The sequence below is a fragment of the Brevibacillus parabrevis genome (assembly GCF_022701015.1).
Classification (GTDB): Bacteria; Bacillota; Bacilli; order Brevibacillales; family Brevibacillaceae; genus Brevibacillus; species Brevibacillus parabrevis.
In genome coordinates, this window is the sequence record NZ_CP064090.1 from 71626 (window position 1) to 91382 (window position 19757).

Consider the following 19757-nt stretch of genomic DNA (forward strand, 5'->3'; position numbering starts at 1 on the left):
AGCATGGATGCGGTTTCACGATTTACGGCGTGAAAACGACTTCGCGGCCGGTCTGTGCCGACTCGTAAATGCCGCAGAGAATTTTCATCATCTCTACGCCGTGCGCAACTGGGCTGAGCGTCTCTTTTTCGCCCAAAATGTATGCGATAAAATGATCGATTTCATTTTGAAAGCCTTGCTTGAAGTCAAAAGACAGCTTATCCATTTGCGGAGTGACATTGAGGATGGTGTTGTGTTTTTCCGCAATGATGGACAGCTCCGGCTCTACCTCTGCTCCGCCCTTGTCGCCGTACAGCTTGACGGACAGCTCTTCTTTTTTGGCGTGCAGCGTGTAGCTCACATCGACGAACAGGGACGCGCCGTTTTCAAAGCGGATCAAGGCGTTCGCCATGTCTTCCACCGTGTTTTTGCCGGGATCGTAGTCGGCCGCCTTGTAAAAAGACAAATGCTTGACGTTGGCCCGGTTGCCGAGCTTGTTGTATGTATTGCCGCTCACCGTCGCAACTTTTGGACAGCCCATCATGTACCAGCACAGATCAATTACGTGGACACCGAGGTCAATCAGCGGCCCGCCGCCCGATCTTTCCTTGTCCGCGAACCAGCCGCCGGGATTGCCCAATCGGCGAAGGCAAGACGCTTTGGCGTAATAAATCTCGCCCAAATCTCCTGCATCGATGAACTGTTTGAGCAGTTGAGCGTTCGTATCGTATCTTCTGACGAAGCCCACCTGGAGCAGCTTGCCGCTTCGTTTGACCGCTTCTTCAATTCGCAAAGCAGATTCAACCGAGATGCTGAGCGGCTTTTCCAGCAGTACGTGCTTGCCAGCGTCCAGCGCAGAGATGGCGAGGTCTGCGTGTGTGTTGTTCCAGGTGCAGATGCTTACTGCGTCGATTTGCGGATCGGCGAGCGCTGCCTCGATGTTGCTGTAGTAAGTCGCTGCCTGGTACTTTTCCGCTTTTTCCTTGGCGCGCGCTTCGTTGAAGTCGACAACCGCGTGAAGCTGCACGCGTTCATTTTGCTGATACGATTGCAAATGCATGTCCGAAATGGAGCCTGCCCCGATCACCGCAACCTTTACTTTTTCCATGCGGATGTATGCCTCCTTGCGTTAGCAAATTGCTAATTTATTTTTTCAGTGGAGTTATTAATTGAATGATACGAAATAATCTTAATTTTGGCAATACATATTCTGCTAGTAAGCAGGAAGTTTTCCCTCGGACTGCTTCGCTGCAAACAACAGACCTGCTGCCCCGATTGCTCCAGCCTGAATCCCGACTTGCTGCCGCTCGATTCGCACCTGCCGCGCCATGGACTGGATGCCCCGCTCCCTGACGCTGCGCTTGACCTCCCGGAGCAAAATATCCGAAGCGTTCATCACGCCGCCGCCAAAAACAACCACTTCCGGATTGAACAAATGAATCAGACTGGTCGTGCCGATCCCCAGACAATACCCGGCACGCTCGATAATCTCCACGCTGTAGCGATCTCCCGCCAGCGCCGCTTCCCCGATTTCTTTTGCCGTCGGAAAAGCGCCCGCCGCAAGCGAACCGCCTGTCCACTCGCGCTGCTCCTGCTCCAGCTGGTGTTTGACCAGATGTTCGAGCGCCGTACCGGAGGCATACAGTTCGAGACAGCCCCGATTGCCGCAACTGCACAACGGACCGTTCCAATCGATCGAGATGTGTCCGAACTCCCCGGCGCTGCCGTCTTTCCCCTGCACCAGTTGGCCGTCACTGATGATTCCTGCACCAACGCCTGTGCTGACTGTGACGTAAATCATGTTTTGCGCGCCCCGGCCCGCTCCCCACATCCACTCCGCTACTGCCGCGGCATTGGCGTCATTGATGAGCTGCGCCGGAAGAGCGAATTTGTCTTCGATCAGCTTGCCGATCGGAACGTGCTCCCAACCGAGATTGCCGGCGAAAATGACCTCCGCAGCCTTGCTGTCGATGACTCCGGCGGAAGCTATGCCGACTCCGCGCACCTTTTGCCGATCAGCATTCGCTGTCCCAAGCACGCCTTCAATCGCCGCCAACACTCTGTCGATCACGGCCCGCTCGCCGTCTTGCGAGGAAGTGGGCAGCACTGTGCTGTTGATCATTTGCCCGCTCTTGTGCACCAAGCCCGCCAATATTTTCGTCCCGCCCAAATCAAGCCCAACCGCATACTCGTCCTGTTCCACGCGAGTCCACTCCTTTTTGTTGCTGCGTCTGTTGCAAGATGATTGCTGGCACTTTATTATTTTCTCCATTGGCTTTATAAAGTTACTCACCTCTAGTTGTATCACAAGCGAAAAAGAAAATAAAGGATTCGCACTTTTTAAAATATTTTTTGTGCGCAAAAAAACCCCTTCCTGCCAGACCGCAGAAAGGGCTTCCTTCGTTGCTGTTTACTTGAACCAGCCTTTTTCCTTGAAGTGCATGATCGCTTCAATCCGGTTGCTCACGCCGAGCTTGTCGAGAATCACGGAAATGTAGTTGCGCACCGTTCCCGTCGTAATGAACAGCTGGCTGGCGATTTCCTTCGTGTTTTTGCCGTCCGCAATCAGCAAAAGCACTTCCTTTTCCCGCTCTGTCAGCGGGTTTTCCTGCCCATACGCTTCATCGACCAATTCCGGGGCATAAATTCGTCTGCCCGCCATGACGCTGCGGATCGAGCTTGCCAGCTCTTCGCTGGGGCTGTCCTTGAGCAAATAGCCGTTCGCTCCGGCCTTCAAGGCGCGCTCGAAGTATCCCGGACGGGCAAAGGTCGTCAAAATCATCACTTTGCAGCCGCTGCCCTTCAGCTCCTCAGCAGCGTCCAAACCGCTTTTCACAGGCATTTCGATATCCATGATGCAAATATCCGGCTTATGCAGGTGGACGAGCTTGACGGCATCCTCACCGTTGCTCGCCCTGCCGACGACCTGCATATCCTCTTCCAGATCGAGCAGAGAAGCCAGAGCACCAAGCAGCATGCGCTGATCCTCTGCAATGACGATGCGAATCATGCTCACGCCTCCTTTTCCGGTTGTTTGAAGCTGTTGGGCACCCGCAGTACGACTTGTGTCCCGGCCTCCGATGATAAAATGTCCATGCTGCCGTTCACAAATTCCAGCCGCTCACGCATCCCGCGCAGTCCATTTCCGCGGCAAGCCGCTTGCTCCACCATTCCGCTGCCGTTGTCCGCCACGCGCACAATCAGATCCGTACGAGACGGCTCGATGGTGATGGAACACCGGCTGGCGTTGCTGTGCTTGATAACATTTGTCACAGCTTCCTTCAAACACATGCTGAGCACCGTTTCCGTCATCAAGGACGTATTGTTCAAATCCGGGTCGCCTTCCAGCGCAAACTCGATTTCAGCCGCCTTGAGAATTTGCCTGATCCGAAACATTTCCTCGGTCAGCCGCGTCCCGCGCATTTGCGTAACCATTTCCCGCACTTCTTTCAACGCAATTCGCGCCGTCTGCCTGATTTCCTCCAGCTCAGTCTGTGCCCGAGCCGGATTTTTGTAGATCAGCTTGCTGGCGAGATCGCTTTTCAGCCCGATCAAAGACAGCTTTTGTCCCAGCGTATCGTGCAAGTCGCGGGCAATCCGCTGGCGTTCCTCCAGCTTGACCAGTTCGGAAATCCGCTTGTTGGCGTGATTCAGCTCGCCTTGCAGCTTCTCCCGCTTGTTCCAGTTGTACGTGGTCACTGGCAGCAAAATGACAGCGATCAGGCTGACGAGCACAAACGGAAGCTGGTTGAAAAGCTGCGCATTTTTCGAAAGGAAGCCCATGTTGATCGTCGCAAAGGTGCTGATCAGATGGATCGTATACAGCGTGATGAACCCGATCTTGTTCTGGATGTTCCCGATGAAAAAGGCCAGGAACAGCGCGAAGTAGACGTAGCCGAACATGACGGTCATCGCGATCGAGATCACGATCTGCAAACTGGTCCAAAAGTAGATCAGCCACCCTTTGGAGAGAAACGACAGGACGTAGCAGACGAAAAACAAAAGAATCATCACGATTCCGCTTGCGACCTCGTACGTAGACGACGAGCGGAAAATGAAGTAAAACGGCAGGATGTAGAAGACAACCCACACATAAGGGCTAAGGCCCGTGTTTTTTTGCAGAATGTGATACCACTTTTGCATGTATGCCCACCTTTTTCTTCGCCACTACTTATCAGTGTATCGGAATGAAGGAGTTTCGGGCAGGCTTATTTTCCTTCCAGACTCGTTTTTTGGCTGTGCAACGCGTCCATAATCGCCCCGGTCGAAGCTTGAATCTGCTTGATTTCCTTGAAGCTCACAAACTGCTTTCTCTCTTCGTCCCACAGGCGGAAGCTCAACGATTTCAGGCTGGAAGACAATGTAATCGTCGTCGCCATTTGCAGCGGCGGCGTCCCGTTATGTGCCTTTTCCAAATTGTAGTTTGGCACCTTTGGACTCAAGTGATGCACATGGTGAAAGCCGATGTTCCCCGTGATCCACTGCAAGACGCGCGGCAGTTTGTAGTACGAGCTGCCTTCCACAGCAGCTTTGACGTAGCTCCACTCTTCTTCGTTTTCAAAATACGAATCCTCGAACTGGTGCTGCACATAGAACAGCCAGATTCCGAGCAACCCCGAGATAAAAAAGACAGGAACCTGTATGAGCAAAAACGCTTGCCAACCGATCGCCCAAGCGAGAAGCGCATACAAGCCGACCAAGAGCACGTTGGTCAAGTACGTGTTCAGCCGCTCTTTGCGGCGTGCCCCTTTGCGATTGAAGCGATATTGCAGCGCGAAGACAAAGAACGGGCCGATCCCGAACATGACGAGCGGATTGCGGTAGATGCGGTAAGCGATTTTGCGCCAGAGCGGAGCCGCGAGGTATTCGTCCACGGTCAAAATCCAGATGTCGCCGACACCGCGCTTGTCGAGGTTGCTGCTCGTGGCGTGGTGAATCGAATGGCTTTGCTTCCACTGTTCGTACGGCACGCAAGTAATCACGCCCGTAATCGTGCCGAGAATGTCATTGGCCCGCCGGCTTTTGAAAAAAGACTGATGGCAGCAATCGTGAAAAATGATGAAGGTGCGAATGACAAAACCAGCTGTGATGATGACCAGCGGCAACGTCAGCCAGTACGAGACGGACAGGCTGAGATAGGCACCGTACCAAAGAAAAAGCAAGGGAACAATCGTGTTGATCATTTGGCGAATACTCGATTTCGTATCCGTTTTTTCAAAGGGAGCCACATTCTTTTTCAACTGGGCGATGTTCGATTGATGCATCAATTGGTTCCTCCTCGATATGAAGCGCGTATGACTGGATGACCAGACGCAATTTTCTATCTTTATTGTAGAAAATGCGCTCGGTTCGCTGTAGTCATAAACGTCAAGTCGAGGGTATGACAAATGTCATGGTTGAACAAATCAACTGGAAATTTTAGGATATGTGAACACTCACGAAAAATACTCCAACAAATAAACCGTCTGCTCTTCCGGCTTGAGCAAAGCAAACACCGTTCCGCCGCCGATGACCGACATGAAGCGGAAGCGCTCTGTCGCGCCGCATACCATGCTCTCCTCGATCCCGTAAGCGTGGGTGACATTCCACTGCAAGTTCATGAAAAACTCTCCGCTCATCTCCCGGGCTGTCTCCTGATCGATCAGGACGTCGGAATCGTCGTGCCCCCAGTCCTCCGTCAGCTCCGTGATGTGCCGAAACTCGCCAGTCAGCTCGTAATGGTACTTCGTAAACTCATAGCTGTAGAAGCCTTCGACATAATAGTCCACGTCAAAATCAGCCAGCTCGGCCAGCCCGTCCATGATTCGTTCCTTATACGCCTTGAGCGTTACTTTATCCTTCAAATATTCCTGCTTGTTTTGGGCAAAATCAGCCTGCAAATAGGCGTGGACTTCCTCCACATTTCCTCCGCCGAAGACGTCCAGGTCGCCGAGAAATTCGTACTTGCCCGCCACGTAACGGAAGCCGAAAAAGTTGTTCTCGGCGTGTTTGTACTCTTTCTCGCAGTAAAGGCCATCTGTGCCGAGCAGATGAAGCTGGTAGACACTTCCCTCGTGCAGATGAGAAAACGTGAGCAACGGCCGGAAATAGCAAGCGAGCCGCTCATCCACAAAAACCTCGCTCGCTTTCGGATACATGATCACTTTTTGTTCCTGCTGATTTTTCTCCATGTTTCTCTCCTCCACTTCTCTCTTTGGCAATTTTTGTCTCTATCTACATCCACTTACCGAAAAGGTCTTGTACTGCCTGCCTGGAATAGCCATCCTCGCCCCGCCAGTTGACTACCGCGAAAAAGTCGTTTTTTCCGCCGCGGCCCGGCCTGTCTTTGGTCGTCGCCAAAATGCCTGCCGACGCGAGAATTTCCATGAATGCGTCCCGCTCATTTTTGCTGGACGGAAAAAGCCCGGCAAGCCGCTTCTCCAGTTGACGTGCAGCATCTGTAGGCTCGCAGCTTTCAATCGCAGCAAGCACCTGGCGCCAGATCGCCACGTCTGCCACTGTGACTTCCAGCTCCAGCTCCGGCTCCTTGCTCATGAGCTGCAAATCTTGCAACACATACGGAAGGTAATTCAAACGAACGCCGCCCCACTTGTGTCTTTCAAAATTCAGCACGTTCATATCTTCATCCGTGTACGATTCCAGACCTGCGATATGATAGCTGTCGCATACATAGCAATCTCCGTACATGGCGTAGGCAACCCCGTTTGCTGGAGCGGTGTAGCGGCCTGCATTGCTTTCAAACGAATGCTGCACAAACTGACGGGTCAATACCCAGCTTGCGAGTGCGCTGCGCAAGTGAATTTTTCGGGTGGACAAGCTGTGCAAAAAGGCTTTCGCCACCTTCTCCTTCGTCACTTGTTCGTGCAATCCCACGATTTGCCGCACCGCCTCATCGTGATGAATCGTGAGCGGATCGAACATCATCCCTTTGCTTTTTGCATAAACAAAATCTTCCCCCTCGTATACATAAGGACGGTCTTTCCAGCCTTGGCTGCTCCAGAATGTCTTCAGCAAAATTTGCTTCGCTTTTTTATCCATAGAAGGTTTCCTCCGATTTCTTTTTCCCTTCCATATTTTAGCGCATAATTTGTTCCTGACTATCAGACTATAAGCCTCATTTTCCAAAATTTATCGTCTGGAACTGCCATCCCCAAATAACAACAAGACCCCATCCAGCTGACGGATGAGGTCTTGTGTTTTTGTTTTGGCTTTAAGCCGCTATTATTTTACGTCGAGGCGCTTCATGATGTCGTCGAGCAACAAGTTCGCTGCTTTGACGCCGCCTGCTGTGTTCCAGATCGTTTCGCTTACTTGGAATACTTGATTGTTTTTCGCCACGTTCAACGATTTGAATACCGGGCTGTCCATCCATTTTTTCGACATTTCGGTGATCGCTGTGTCGCCTTTCGCTTCCGATACCCAGTAGAACAGGACATCCCCGTCCATTACAGACATGCCTTCTTCGGAAACAAATTCCGCGAAGTTGTCTACATTTTGCGAGTCTGGACGCGCTACACCCAACTGGTCGAGCAAAACGCCGCTGAACGTATCTTTTTGATAAATTTGCACGCCTTTTTTCGAGTATTTCACTACAGATACTTTCGTTCCGATCTTGGAACCGAGCTTCTCTTTCGCAGCTGCTACGCGATCGTCGAACTCTTTGAGCACTTTCTCGCCTTCTGCTTGCTTGTTCAACGCTTCTGCGTACAGCTTGAAGTTGGTTTTCCATCTGCCGGACAGCTCTTCGGAGAACACGGTTGGCGCAATTTTGGACAGTTGATCGTACACTTTCTCGTGACGAACTTTGTTACCGATGATCAGATCAGGGTTCAGTCCGACGATGGCTTCGAGGTTCGGTTCATTTTCAAAGCCCAAAGCCTCTACTCCTGCCATCTCATCCTTGATGTGATCGTACCAAGGCTCGCCATCCCACGATTGCACAGCAGCAACTGGTTTCACTCCCAGTGCCAGCAAAGCTTCTGTACCTTCGTTGGTCAGGATGACAACGCGTTGCGGTGTCCCTTTGATTTTGGTAGTACCCATGGCGTGCTTGACTTCGCGCTCAGCGTTGGCATCTGCTGCCGGAGCGGTTTGAGCTGGCGCTGTGCTTGTTTCTGTCGCCGCCGCTGGCTGGGTTTGCGTTTGTTGCGCCTGGTTGGCTCCGCCTCCGCAACCTGCCAGAACAACCAACATGCAAAACGCGAACAAGCTGGTCATAATATGGCGCATGGAACGTGCGCTAGTCTGTCTTTTCATAACGAGATATGCCCCCACTTCTATCGTTCACTTGATTGATAACAATTATCAATTGATAGTATATAGAGACTGCTCGCGCTTTTCCATGCACGCCATTGTCCGTTTTATATGGACGGGATTGCCTTCAAAAAATACGACATGCAATTGTGGATCATGTACTCCCTGCCGAGCGGTCCCCACGGGTCCCAATCTCTTGTTTCCGGATAGTAGACCTGTTTCTCGCGCACGGCGCGCAAGCTTCTCCACAACGGATTGTGCCAGAGACGCTCCACATGCTCTTTTTCGCTCCAGAACAGGATGATTCTCTCCGGGTCCAGCTCAAGCAGCGTCAGCAGGGCATCGGGTTTGTACGAAGCGTGCGTCACGCGAGGATCGGGCTGGAAGCCGAGCTTGTAGTAAAACAGGTCAGTCAACGCATGGCCTTCCGTTCCGTACAGCCGCACCTCGTCTTCCAGCACTCTCACGATCGTCCAATGACCTTTTCGCGTAACCGGAAGCAGCGCGTCTTTTGCCTGTTTTTCCACTTTGTCTACATGGTGGATCACCCGTTCGGCCTGGCTCTCCTTGTTGAAGACGGTCGCAAGCTGAAGCTGGTACTCGTACCATTTCAAATAGCCGTTGAAAATGACTGCCTCGCCCAGCTTCGACCACTGCCGCTGCTCCTTCTCCGCGCCCGTGTCAATCTGCACGATCACATCCGGCGACAAGGACAAAATATCTTGCGGCGTAATGTTCTGCTCCGCATTGAGCGCCTTCGTGCCGCGCAGACGCTGCTGCAAATAAATCGGGAATCCGGTTCTCGTCGAAAAATAATTCGGAAAAGAAGGAGCCGCAATCGGCTGGATGCCAATCGCCAGAAAATGATCCTGCAAAAACAGCTTGCTCGCCACAGCAACTCGCTGTCCTGCCTGCTTCATGTAGATTTGCGGCGACAAGCCTTCGCGCTTTTTGAACAGGCGGCTGAAATACAGCTCATCCGAGAAGCCGACGCTGCGCGCTACATCCTTGACCCGATTGGCGGAGGAAGATTCGCAGAGCATCGCTTTCGCCTCGTCCATTCTCAGCTGCGTCAAATACTCTCCGGGCGTCATTCCCACCGCCCGTTTGAACGCGCGGCAGTACGAGCTTGGCGTAAGACCAGCCAGCTTTGGCAAAGCGCCAAGATCCAGTGCTTCGCGAAAATGCTTTTTCATATAGTCAATCGTCGCGGCAACAGAGGTGTCGCCTCCCTGCTGGCGAGCTTTTTGCTCCTCGCAGGCGGTTGCAAGCAAATCGCAGAACAGCGCCTGCGCACGCAAATACGAGACGCAATCTTCTTCCGCTTCCTGCCCCAGTCGGAACAGCTCCTCCAGCTTCGCCGCGAACGACACTGCCGAAGAGACAGGAAATACTTCCGCTCCTGACCACTGTTCGGCTGGATGCGGCTCTGTGTGCAGCTCCGCTTCCTCATCCCTGCCAGTGCTCGTGGCAGCTCCCAGCGCTCCCGTCCGTGCGTACTGCAATCGGTACATGTGAACCGGCCCCGTGTGGAAAACCAGCTCGTCTACGTGCATCGCAGGAGTCAGCATGATGAGCTTGCCTGCTTCCAGCACATGCTTTTTCGCGTTGACGGTAATTTCCCCGCTTCCCTCCGCCACGTAGCACAGGACGTAATCACTCACTCGCAGCTGCTCCAGACGAAACCCTTTTTTCAACCGATGCTTGCGAAAAGCTGTCCATACATATGCATGACAATTCCGGCCATTCCTCATCAGACTCACATCCCTGCTTTCGTCTCAACATCGGTCCTATACAAGAAAAAAGTAGACAAGCATGATTGAAAATCTTTTGCCTGTACTACTTTTTCCCGTTGGATCATGTTGGGTTTCTATTAGCGTATCTTTGCTGCACGAAACATCAAGATGAACAAATACGGCGCTCCCAGCAGCGCAACGACGATGCCGGAAGGGATGTCTTTGGGGATCATCACGACTCTCCCCAACAGATCGGACGCAGCCAGCAATACCGCACCCAATAATGCGGAAACGACGACGGCTTTGCGATGGTGGGCACCAACCAAAAGCCGCGCCGCATGAGGGGCGAGCAGGCCGATAAAGCCGACGGCCCCCACGCTGGCGACTGCCGCAGAAGCGAGCAATACCGCAATCGTTGCTACGGCCAGCCTCGTCTGGCGCACTTTCAGCCCCAAGCCGACTGAACTCTCGTCGTTAAAAGCGAGCAAATCGACACATCGTCCCAGCCACCACGCGAGCGGCGTCAGGATGACGATTGCAGGGAGCAGCCGACTGATTTCTGTCCAGCCGCGGCCGTATGTACTGCCTGCCATCCAGGCGAGCGCCGGAGCCGCCAAAAGCTGCGCTTTGACAATCAAAATATTAATGAAGGCCGCGCCAGCAGCGGCTACCGCGATACCTACCAATGTAAGAATAACCGGGTTTAACCCTCTGCGCCACGATACTGCGTACACAATCGCAGCGGCGGCGATCCCGCCGAGCATGGCTCCAAGCGGCATCCAGGAAGAAAACTGCGGGAACACAAGTAGCAGCAAAATCGCCCCTACGCCCGCACCGCTCGTCACCCCGACGATTTGCGGGTCTGCCAGCGGGTTGCGCACAGCGCTCTGCATGAGACTGCCGCTGATCGCCAAGGCTACTCCCGCAAGCATCGCTGTCAATAACCGCGGCATTCTCAACTCAAACAACAGCTGGCTGTACATCTCGTTGCCTTGCCCCATGAACACGGCGATAATCTCGGACCACGGCAAATACAGATTGCCGATCGCCAAACCGGACATCCAGACGATAGCAAGCAGCACACAGAGCAAAATTACAATTAGCGGATATGGAACAGAGCGCTGCCAGCCACCTACGCTCATCGATGTCTGCGCCCCGGAGCCAGTGCTGCCGCTCAGCTTGCGAGATACTCGCATAGCCAGCCAAATCAGCCACGGCCCGCCAATCGCTGCCGTCACAGCGCCAGCTGGCAATTCCCCATAGGCGTTGATAAAAGTACGCGAGATCGTATCGGAAGCAACGAGAAGCGCTGCCCCCCAAATCGCGCTGATCGGCAACAGCCAAATGTGCCGTGTCAATCCGCTAAGCCGCACCAAATGCGGAGCTACCAGGCCGATAAAGCCGATCGGCCCGACCACGCTGACGCTGACACACGTAATCAAGATCGCGATGAGCATGGCAAAAAGACGCGTTTTGCCTACTTTTTGCCCAAGCGATTGAGCCGTTTCTTCGTTGAAGCTGAGGACGTCGAGTTGTCTTGCCATCAGACAGCTTAACATAATTCCAAGCATAATCAGCGGCCAACTGAACTGTACCCCTGACCAGTCGTTTTGCTTCAAAGAGCCTGATCCCCAGATGAAGATGCCTTGTGTCGTTTCTTCATTAAATAAAATGATGGCGCTGGTCAACGATGAAAACACGAGAGTCACGATCATCCCGGATAACGCCACGCGTATCGGTGTTCCTTTTCGCCCGCCCGCCATGTAGTACACAGCGGCGGCAGCCAGTATTCCCCCTGCCATGGCAAAAGGCAACGGATACTGGTGCAAAATCGCGGGCCAGAAAACCAGTCCGCAGACGACAAACATGTAGGCACCCGCATTGACGCCCAAAGTCGTTTCCGAAGCAAGCGGGTTTCGCGTCACGGTTTGCATCATCGCTCCGGCGACCGCCAAAGCTGCGCCTGACAAAAGCCCCATCACCGTTCTGGGCAGTCGTACGCCCTGAATCATCTGATGGTCCGCAATATCCTTGGGAGCAGTGATCGCCTCAATGACGGTGCGCACCGAAATATCCGCCAAGCCTTGCGTCAGGCTGACAAACGTGAGCAGCACCAACAGAACGAGGCCGCCAAGCAGCATCCATAACGGCCTCAAGCCTCCTCTTGAAGAAGAAGGGGCTTGATGGACGCCGCTTTGGGCATAGCTTTCACGCTTGGCGAGACTCATTTCGCCAGCAAATCAGCAGCTTTTTTCGCCATGATCTGTGCGGACAACGGACCGCCGTATGGCCACATGTCTCCGCCCAATGCGTAAATGCGGTTTTCTTTTACAAATTTGAGACCGTTCCAGACGGGATTGTTTTTCAGCTGGTTCTCGATGACGTTATCATCATCTTGAATGATGTGCAGGAAGTTCGCATCCTGGAGCGCAGGCAGAGCCTCGACATCCGTCGTGGTCATTCCGTTCATTTCGAATTTCTTAGCCTTGTAAGCGTTGGTCAGACCGACGCGGTTCAAGATTTGAATCGCTGTGGAGTTGTCTGTGGACAGACGAAATTCTACGGCATTCTGGTTGCTGTAGCCCATCGCCAGTACGATTGGCGTTTTGTCCATGCCTGCTTTGACGATGCGCTCTTTTGCTTCGGCATACGTCTTGTCGAGGTCTTGCAATACTTTTTCTGCTTCGGCGTTTTTGCCCAAAATATCCGCGATTTCTTTGAAAGTGTCGATCATGCGGGTATACTGATCGCCCTGGCCTTCAGCCGGATTGGAATCAAACGCGATCGTCGGAGCGATTTTGCTCAATTCGTCGTAGTTGGCTTCCACATTTCGTTTCATCCCGATGATCAGGTCAGGCTTCGCCAGCATGATCGATTCCAGGTTTGGTGCGACGCGGCTGCCGACATCGACTACCTCTGGGGCAATTTCTACAGGGAGTTTCACCCATTTTTTCATATTCGGAATGTCTGCAATCCCTACAGGTTGTACGCCGAGAGCCAGCACGTGCTCAGCGCTGCTCCATTCCAGTGCGACAACGCGTTTAGGAACACCTTTGATTGTTGTTTCTCCCATCAAGTGCTTTACCGTACGTACTTGCTCGGCAGATTTGTCTGCTTCCGGCTGCGGCGTTGCCGCGTTTGGCTGTGCCTGTCCGGAACCGGATTGCGTATTTTGGTTAGCGGCTCCTCCGTTCCCGCACGCTGCCAGCAAAAGCATAGCCGACAAAAAGACGAGCAGGATCGGCAATTTCATGAAACGCATGTAATGACTCCCCCTTTTTCTTTGCAAGCATTCTAAAGATGATTACTGGTGATGGTCATGTCTTCCACTATGCATGATAATGATTATCATTTTCCTTGTCAATATTAGAATATGCAAATATGTCTCTCTTTTTGGCCAAGCAAAAAATCCCCCTCGAATGAGGAGGATTTTTCCGGATTTTACGCTTCTTTCGGCAACACAATTCCCCGGTAAAGGCGAACCGTAATCAAATAGTACAACGCGTAGATCACAACGAAGATAGATGTCGGAATCCAGATGTTTTTATACGGCTCAAGCAAAATGATCGAAAACATCTCCATCCCGATCAGCACATGCAGCAAACCGATGACAGCCGGGAAGATGAACACGATGAACAGCTCTTTGTAAATGGAGCCGACGAGCATTTCCTTGCGAACGCCGATCTTCCGCAGCATGCTGTAGCGGTCTTTGTCACGAGTCGCCCCGGACAAAATCTTGAACATCAGGCAGCTTGCCATCATCGACAAGAAGGCTACGCCGAGGAAGAAGCCCATGAACAGCGTTCCGCTTGTGAATGCATACGCTTGCTCATAGACGCTGTATTTGGTCTCAAGCGAAAATTCCTCGTCCTTGTCTGCATCCTTGTCCATATACTCAGGCTTGAGCAGTTCCTTTTGCCGGGCATCCATGGCCTTCAGTTGTTCTTTGTACTTGACAAATTCGTCCAGCTTCACTAAGACAACCTTGTGCTCGCTGCCCTTGACTTGGTTATAAATCGAAGGGTCTACAACTTGCACATCGTGCGACCTTTCCATTTTGTAGCTGCTCATAAATTCTCGCGAGATTGCCTGACTCCACTCTTCTGGAAGCTCTTTAGGCTGTTGCTTGTCGTCCTCATCGCGGTACATGATATATGCTTTTTCCGTCAAAGGCTGACTTGCCCGTTTCAAGCTATTTTCCGGCGAGTAGCTCTCCATCGTGTTGGCAGAAATCAGCGGAGGGTGCGCCAGCAAATCATCCTTGAGGTAATAGATGGTTTTTCCGTCTTTTTTGTAGCGGTACTCGTTTTGCTCCAGGACTTGCATGGTAGCAAGCGCCTGAAAATCTTCATGGCCCGGGTCTTGCAGTGTAACGTCGTAGCCGCGTCCGATGCTGGCAACCAGCTCTACGTTTTGCTGGAAAGCCATACCGCCCGCCATCGCTCCGACCCCGAGTGCGATCAGCATGGCGACCGTACCCAAAATTTTCGTCAAATTGTTCACGCGAAAACGCAGTTGGGCAAACGTGAAAGCATTCAGCTGACGATCGTTCAGCTTTTTGTTGTTTTTCAAAATTTGCACGAATACCGGAAGCAACGAGATGAAGACGAGATAAGTTCCAATCGTCGTCACGACCGCCCCGACAATGAAGCCTGGAGCGACATAATCTCTGAGATGCGTCAGCAAATAGTAGCCGAAAGTGACCAGCAAAATGCCGAGGATCGCAACTACAATCGTCCCGATGCCTTTTGCCTTGACCTGGTCGTTTTGCTGATCGGCGCGAATCAAGTCCAGCTCGGTCGCCCGCGCCAGCCGAATGGCGTTGATCGTCGAGGTGAGCAGAAACAGCACGAGGAAAAAGCCCCATGTCATCAGCAAAGACGGTACGTAAAATGGAAAGTACCCTTCTGTGGAAATATCGAGCAAGCTCATCAGCAATTGCCCGATTCCGCTGGACAGCGCGATGCCGACGAGGCTACCGATCAGCAGGGAGACTATGCCCATCAGCAATGTTTCCCCAAACAACATCTGGCTGATCTTGGCTTTTTTCGCCCCGAGCACCATGTACATCCCGAGTTCTTTACGCCTTAGCGCAAGCAAAAACGAGTTCGCGTAAAAGATGTAGAAGATCGTAATGAACGCCAACAGAAAGGCCCCTACATTGAAAACGATGCCGATAGAGCGGATCATCGAGTTCGCTTTCACATAATCGGAGTTCATGGCTAGCGTCTGAAACATGTAAAAAATCGAGATGGAAACGACCAGACCTACCAGGAGCACCAGGTAGTCTTTCATCATTTTCCGCATACTGGATAACGATAACTTCAACAACATGGATGTTCCCTCCTAGCGCACATCATGAGATGCACCCAGCTCGGCCAGTACATCCAAAATTTGTTTAAAAAATTGCTGACGGTCCCCTGTGCGATGAATCTCGGTGTACAAGCTGCCATCCTGGATGAAGAGGATGCGTTTGCAGTAGCTGGCACTGAAAGCATCGTGTGTGACCATCATGATCGAGACTTGGTGTTTTTCATTCAGATCGGTCATCGTCTCCAGCAGGCTTTTGGCGTTTTTGGAGTCAAGGGCACCTGTCGGCTCGTCGGCAAGCAAAATCGCAGGCTCATGCACGAGCGCGCGAGCAGCGGCAGCACGCTGTTTTTGTCCTCCAGAAATTTGCACCGGGTACTTTTGCAAAATTTCGCTGATACCCAACGTTTGAGCCACTTTGTCTACTTTTGCGCGGATTTCTTTGGATGCCACTCCTTGCAGCGATAGCGGCAACGCAATATTTTCGTATACACTCAAATTTTCCAGCAGGTTAAAATCCTGAAAAATGAACCCGAGCTTCTGCGAGCGAAAATCGGCAAGCTGGTTTTGTTTCATTTGTGTAATGTTGGTTCCGGCGATCTGGATAAAACCTGACGATGGCCGATCAAGCGTGGAGATCACGTTCAGGAGCGTCGTTTTTCCCGATCCAGACGGCCCCATGATTCCTACAAATTCTCCCTTTTCTATCGTCAGCGATACTCCTTTTAGCGCATGCGATTGACTCTCGCCTTTTGATCCGTATACTTTTTCAACGTCTTTGACTTCCAATACAGCTGTACTCACGCGTTGTTCCTCCATTCGTTTTTCCGCGCCAAGCGGTCTTCCGTGTTGCTCTTCCCTATTAACTGTAACCAGTTTCCAGTTTGAGAGCTATTGAACTACCTTACAGTTTGCTTTCGTTTTTGTAAGGTGGGGGGAAATCGCCAAGGCACACGGTATAATCTGAATGCCTTTTTCTGTGAAAGACGTCTCGCCGTTTTTCATGAAATGGGATGTGACTGCTTGCGGTCAGCAAAGCTGTCATGACCATTTTGTGAAACAATGAAAGTGAATGCCATATAGATGTTAGAAAAACATTTTCCAATAATTGACATACACAACAATCGAATGTTATTTTTTTACAAAAGGGGAGGGGAGACTCGATGAAAAGAAGGAACATACTAAAATTTTCGACATGCATTGTTCTACTCCTGACTTTAGTTGCAGGGAGCTTTGGTATCGAAGCTCAAGAAGTAGATATTACTACCTCGAAGATAAGGCAAGGCCCTTTTAAAATTGGTGTAATCGGCTATAAAGAAAAAAGTGCTGTAGGCAGAACAATCGAAGAAGCTATCAATGAACAGAAGGGGCTTGTTACAGAAGAGGAATCCATACAAATATTAGAAGAGGATATTCAAGAAATTCCAGATGATATCGATGCACTTTGGATATCTGAATCGAATATAGCGGACACGAAGGTAAAAAACCTGTATATACAGGCTAAAAAAGAAAGCAAACCTTTTTATGTTTTTGGCGAAAAACTAGATGCGGAGGACATCACCAATCATTTTGAACCGGATTTTGGTTTTACCCCTGAGTACCCTAAAAACTCAACATACTCACTTGATATGTTTGGCTATAAATTTGAAAATAACCAAGTCAAACTGTCAGCAGTTATCTCGCTTAATAGAGGAAATCAAGATTATCATTTGGAAGATCTCGTAGATATTACGAAGAGATACAATATCAAAATCAACAAGAGCACTAAATCTCAGTTCGGTTTTCTAAGTCCAAATATAGCCAAGGCTGCTGGAATAGATGTGAGTCTGCCAGATTCATTTTCAAATATATACACTTGGGAAACTGAAATGAATAACTTTATTGATATTAATTCAACCCAACAGAGACTAGCAAAGTCATATCATGTGTGGGAAGTTTATAAAGATGAAACTCCTGATAACCCGGATACAAAAAGCTATGTCTATTTTCGTGCTGACCAACCGCTTAGTGAGATTGAAGTTTTTGAATCAAGAGAATTTGTGGACAGACTTGACGCAGACAAATCAAGTAATATCATTACAAAAGGATGGCTGCCCGATGATTCCAGTATTTCCGGTAGTGTAGATTTTGATCTTACATGGCCGCCTGGAGCGAGTGTATCCTGGGATACATCTGGAGACATAGAAATTTTCGATTCAAATGGAAGCCTTTCCGGTGATTGGCACGAATTTAAAGTAGAAGATAATGAATACTTTGATGATGTTCTACGAGAATCTGACGTTTGGGTCTCTTCACAATCGTACACGATTAGCCAGAATGCAAAGGGACACAAAATAGGTCATGACTTCGAGGCAACAATTGATGGTCATTCTGGTCGGGCGGAGCCGACTGAGGTTGATAACTGGGACACTTCCGGCAACTTGTACTTTTATTGGGTTGTAAGAAGGTAAAATCTTTTACACTCTCCGGCAGAGTGAAAAACAAAAAGCCAAAAGCACCTATAGCTACAGATGACTTTTTGGCTTCTTGATTCACTTGTCTCTTATTTCTTGCTTTTGTTCTCCTGCTCCCTTTTCACGATCATGTCGACGAACAGGTCGATTTGCGCCTTGATCGCGATTGGGTCGTAGCGATAGAAAGTATCGAAATCGTTGTAGAAAATCCGGTTGTTTTTCGCTGCCGGAACGGCTTTCCAGACAGCCGAGTTTTGCAAGTTTTTCAGCGCCTCGCTATTTTTCTCCGGGTCGTAGAAAGTCAGGAACATGTAATCAGCCGCGTACTCTGGCAGTGTCTCCATGGACAACTGGAGAGTCTGGTTTTTAGTGGTGTCCGGGTGCGGCATTTTCAGCTTCAATGCGTTATAGACCGCTTGTCCGCCACGTCCGGCGTTGTCGCCAAATACCCACAAGTCGCCTTTGTTGGTCAGCTCGTACAGACCGACAGTGGCGTTCTCATCCACGATGCCCTTGATCTTCTCACGGCCTTCGGCAGCCTTTTTGTCAAAGTCGGCAATGAACGCCTCTGCCTTTTCCTTTTCACCCACGAGGTCGCCAAACAGCTTCACTGTGTCGTAAATGTTCGTCGTCGTGCCGTAAGGGAGAAAAACGGTCGGCGCGATTTTGGACAGGGCTTCGTAGTTGTCGTCATACATGACGACGATCAGGTCAGGTTGCAGTTCCAAAGCTTTTTCCGGGTTGACCCGCTCGCCTACATCCTGGGCACTTTTCAACTGCTCGATGATGAACGGGTTCTTGAACGCCATCGTTTCCGCTCCGATGACGTTTCCGCCTACTGCCAGCAGTTCGCCTGCATAGTAGTCCGTTACGATTCGTTGCGGCTTTTCAGGAATTTGGATAGCTCCTTTGGATGTACCGAAGCTGCGCGTTTTTTTCTCTGCCGCTTTGTCCGCAGCTTGCTCTCCTGCGGGTTGATTGGCAGCCCCGCTGTTGTTCGAGCTGCCAGCTCCTCCGCATGCTGTCAGCAGCAGCGAGAGCATGAAAACCATGGAGAGGACGGCAATGACCATGTTGTTTTTTCTCACGATGAAACCTCCATTATGTAAGAGTACGCTCAATATTTTGTTAATGATTCTCATTATCATCAAAAATCATAGCAAGTGTAACTTTGACTGTCAATCGTTGCGTACGCCCAACACAAAACAACAACGCACAGGTTCGCCCCATGCGTTGTTTGTTAAGCTTTCCAATAGAATCAGAACCGACAAACAACTCCTTCAAAAACCAGCCGTCACAAGCAGGGACGGGGCCTGCCAGTTCCATTCATGCCGGAGTCGTTTCGGCCAGCTCGGCAAGCCTTCCTTTTATATCTTTCGTACAGACGCCGCCGTGATAGGCAATTACGCTCCCGATATCCAGCTTGGCAAGCTTCGCGATTGATTGCACCGCGGCTGCCCGGTCCGGGGTAAAATCCGGATTGAATGACAGGAGGACGCCATCCTCTGCTGTCAAAGCATCGCCTGAAATCAGCGTTTTGCTCGGGATGTGGTACAAAGAAATGTGGTCCGGGGAGTGGCCAGGTGTGTAAATCACTTGAATCCCGCCTGCATACGGAAGAATATCTCCATCATGAAGAGCTTGATCCACTTTTACCGGAGTAGCAAAAGCACCGCTTTTCAACAGAGCAGTTTCCCCTGCCAGATAAGGAATCGCCACTTCATGGGCAAGCACCTGGATTCTTCCCTCGCCGTATGAGACAAGCTCGAACAGACTGCCGATATGGTCGCGATCCTGGTGGGTAATGATGATCTTCGTCAGCTTTTCCAGAGGGATATCTGCCTTGGCGAGCGTGTCCCGAATGAGCGGCAGCTGACCTGCAAGCCCTGTATCTATGAGCACCACTTCTTGCTCATCCCACAACACAGCCGTGTGGACGACGAATGGGCTTCCTCCTGCATCCATCTCCAGTTTGATTGTTTGTATTCCTTCGCGTGCAGCCACATCAAACACCTCCCGCATCTAG

16 protein-coding genes are annotated in these 19757 nt (G+C 51.0%); 1 reads left to right on the forward strand and 15 read right to left on the reverse strand.

Annotated elements, in window-relative coordinates; translation table 11 throughout:
* Positions 1-22: 22 nt before the first annotated feature.
* The 13 genes from IRJ17_RS00325 to IRJ17_RS00385 all read right to left on the reverse strand — a co-directional run bounded on the left by IRJ17_RS00325 (position 23) and on the right by IRJ17_RS00385 (position 16082).
* A complete protein-coding gene (locus IRJ17_RS00325; protein ID WP_173598689.1) occupies positions 23-1087 on the reverse strand; it encodes a Gfo/Idh/MocA family protein in 1065 nt (354 codons plus the stop codon).
* Positions 1088-1192: 105 nt separating this feature from the next.
* Positions 1193-2182, reverse strand: a complete 990-nt coding sequence (locus IRJ17_RS00330) for an ROK family protein (protein ID WP_173598690.1) — start codon at positions 2180-2182, stop codon at positions 1193-1195.
* Between the two features lie 207 nt (positions 2183-2389).
* Positions 2390-2989, reverse strand: a complete 600-nt coding sequence (locus IRJ17_RS00335; protein ID WP_063230618.1) for a response regulator transcription factor — start codon at positions 2987-2989, stop codon at positions 2390-2392.
* Positions 2990-2991: 2 nt separating this feature from the next.
* Positions 2992-4122 (reverse strand): sensor histidine kinase, encoded by a 1131-nt coding sequence (locus tag IRJ17_RS00340; RefSeq protein ID WP_122966317.1) that lies wholly within the window; start codon positions 4120-4122, stop codon positions 2992-2994.
* A 65-nt stretch (positions 4123-4187) separates the two neighbouring features.
* Positions 4188-5243 (reverse strand): Delta(5) desaturase DesA, encoded by a 1056-nt coding sequence (desA, locus tag IRJ17_RS00345; protein WP_122966318.1) that lies wholly within the window; start codon positions 5241-5243, stop codon positions 4188-4190.
* Positions 5244-5414: 171 nt separating this feature from the next.
* Positions 5415-6149 carry a hypothetical protein gene (locus tag IRJ17_RS00350; RefSeq protein WP_242772673.1) on the reverse strand — a complete coding sequence of 245 codons (735 nt, stop codon included), beginning with the start codon at positions 6147-6149 and terminating at the stop codon, positions 5415-5417.
* A 43-nt stretch (positions 6150-6192) separates the two neighbouring features.
* The gene (locus tag IRJ17_RS00355; RefSeq protein WP_242772677.1) at positions 6193-7017 is read right to left on the reverse strand and encodes a hypothetical protein; all 825 of its coding nucleotides are present in this window, start codon (positions 7015-7017) and stop codon (positions 6193-6195) included.
* Positions 7018-7200: 183 nt separating this feature from the next.
* Complete coding sequence (locus tag IRJ17_RS00360; RefSeq protein ID WP_173597151.1) at positions 7201-8235, reverse strand: ABC transporter substrate-binding protein; 1035 nt, start codon at positions 8233-8235, stop codon at positions 7201-7203.
* Positions 8236-8339: 104 nt separating this feature from the next.
* Complete coding sequence (locus IRJ17_RS00365; protein WP_423751951.1) at positions 8340-9986, reverse strand: helix-turn-helix domain-containing protein; 1647 nt, start codon at positions 9984-9986, stop codon at positions 8340-8342.
* Positions 9987-10105: 119 nt separating this feature from the next.
* Positions 10106-12124 carry a Fe(3+)-hydroxamate ABC transporter permease FhuB gene (gene fhuB / locus IRJ17_RS00370; RefSeq protein ID WP_341276017.1) on the reverse strand — a complete coding sequence of 673 codons (2019 nt, stop codon included), beginning with the start codon at positions 12122-12124 and terminating at the stop codon, positions 10106-10108.
* Positions 12125-12192: 68 nt separating this feature from the next.
* Positions 12193-13230, reverse strand: coding sequence for an ABC transporter substrate-binding protein (locus IRJ17_RS00375; protein WP_122966324.1), 1038 nt, complete (start codon positions 13228-13230; stop codon positions 12193-12195).
* Positions 13231-13409: 179 nt separating this feature from the next.
* The gene (locus IRJ17_RS00380) at positions 13410-15302 is read right to left on the reverse strand and encodes an ABC transporter permease (RefSeq protein WP_242772681.1); all 1893 of its coding nucleotides are present in this window, start codon (positions 15300-15302) and stop codon (positions 13410-13412) included.
* Positions 15303-15314: 12 nt separating this feature from the next.
* Positions 15315-16082 (reverse strand): ABC transporter ATP-binding protein, encoded by a 768-nt coding sequence (locus IRJ17_RS00385; RefSeq protein WP_122966328.1) that lies wholly within the window; start codon positions 16080-16082, stop codon positions 15315-15317.
* A gap of 359 nt (positions 16083-16441) precedes the next feature.
* Here IRJ17_RS00385 and IRJ17_RS00390 point away from each other — a divergent pair, with 359 nt between their 5' ends.
* On the forward strand, positions 16442-17728 hold the full coding sequence (locus tag IRJ17_RS00390) for a hypothetical protein (protein ID WP_242772683.1): 1287 nt from the start codon (positions 16442-16444) through the stop codon (positions 17726-17728).
* A 92-nt stretch (positions 17729-17820) separates the two neighbouring features.
* Here IRJ17_RS00390 and IRJ17_RS00395 read toward each other — a convergent pair whose 3' ends face one another.
* Positions 17821-18819: an ABC transporter substrate-binding protein gene (locus IRJ17_RS00395; RefSeq protein ID WP_412679076.1), complete on the reverse strand. Its 999-nt coding sequence runs from the start codon at positions 18817-18819 to the stop codon at positions 17821-17823.
* A 238-nt stretch (positions 18820-19057) separates the two neighbouring features.
* Positions 19058-19735, reverse strand: a complete 678-nt coding sequence (locus IRJ17_RS00400) for an MBL fold metallo-hydrolase (protein WP_242772685.1) — start codon at positions 19733-19735, stop codon at positions 19058-19060.
* Positions 19736-19757: the final 22 nt, after the last annotated feature.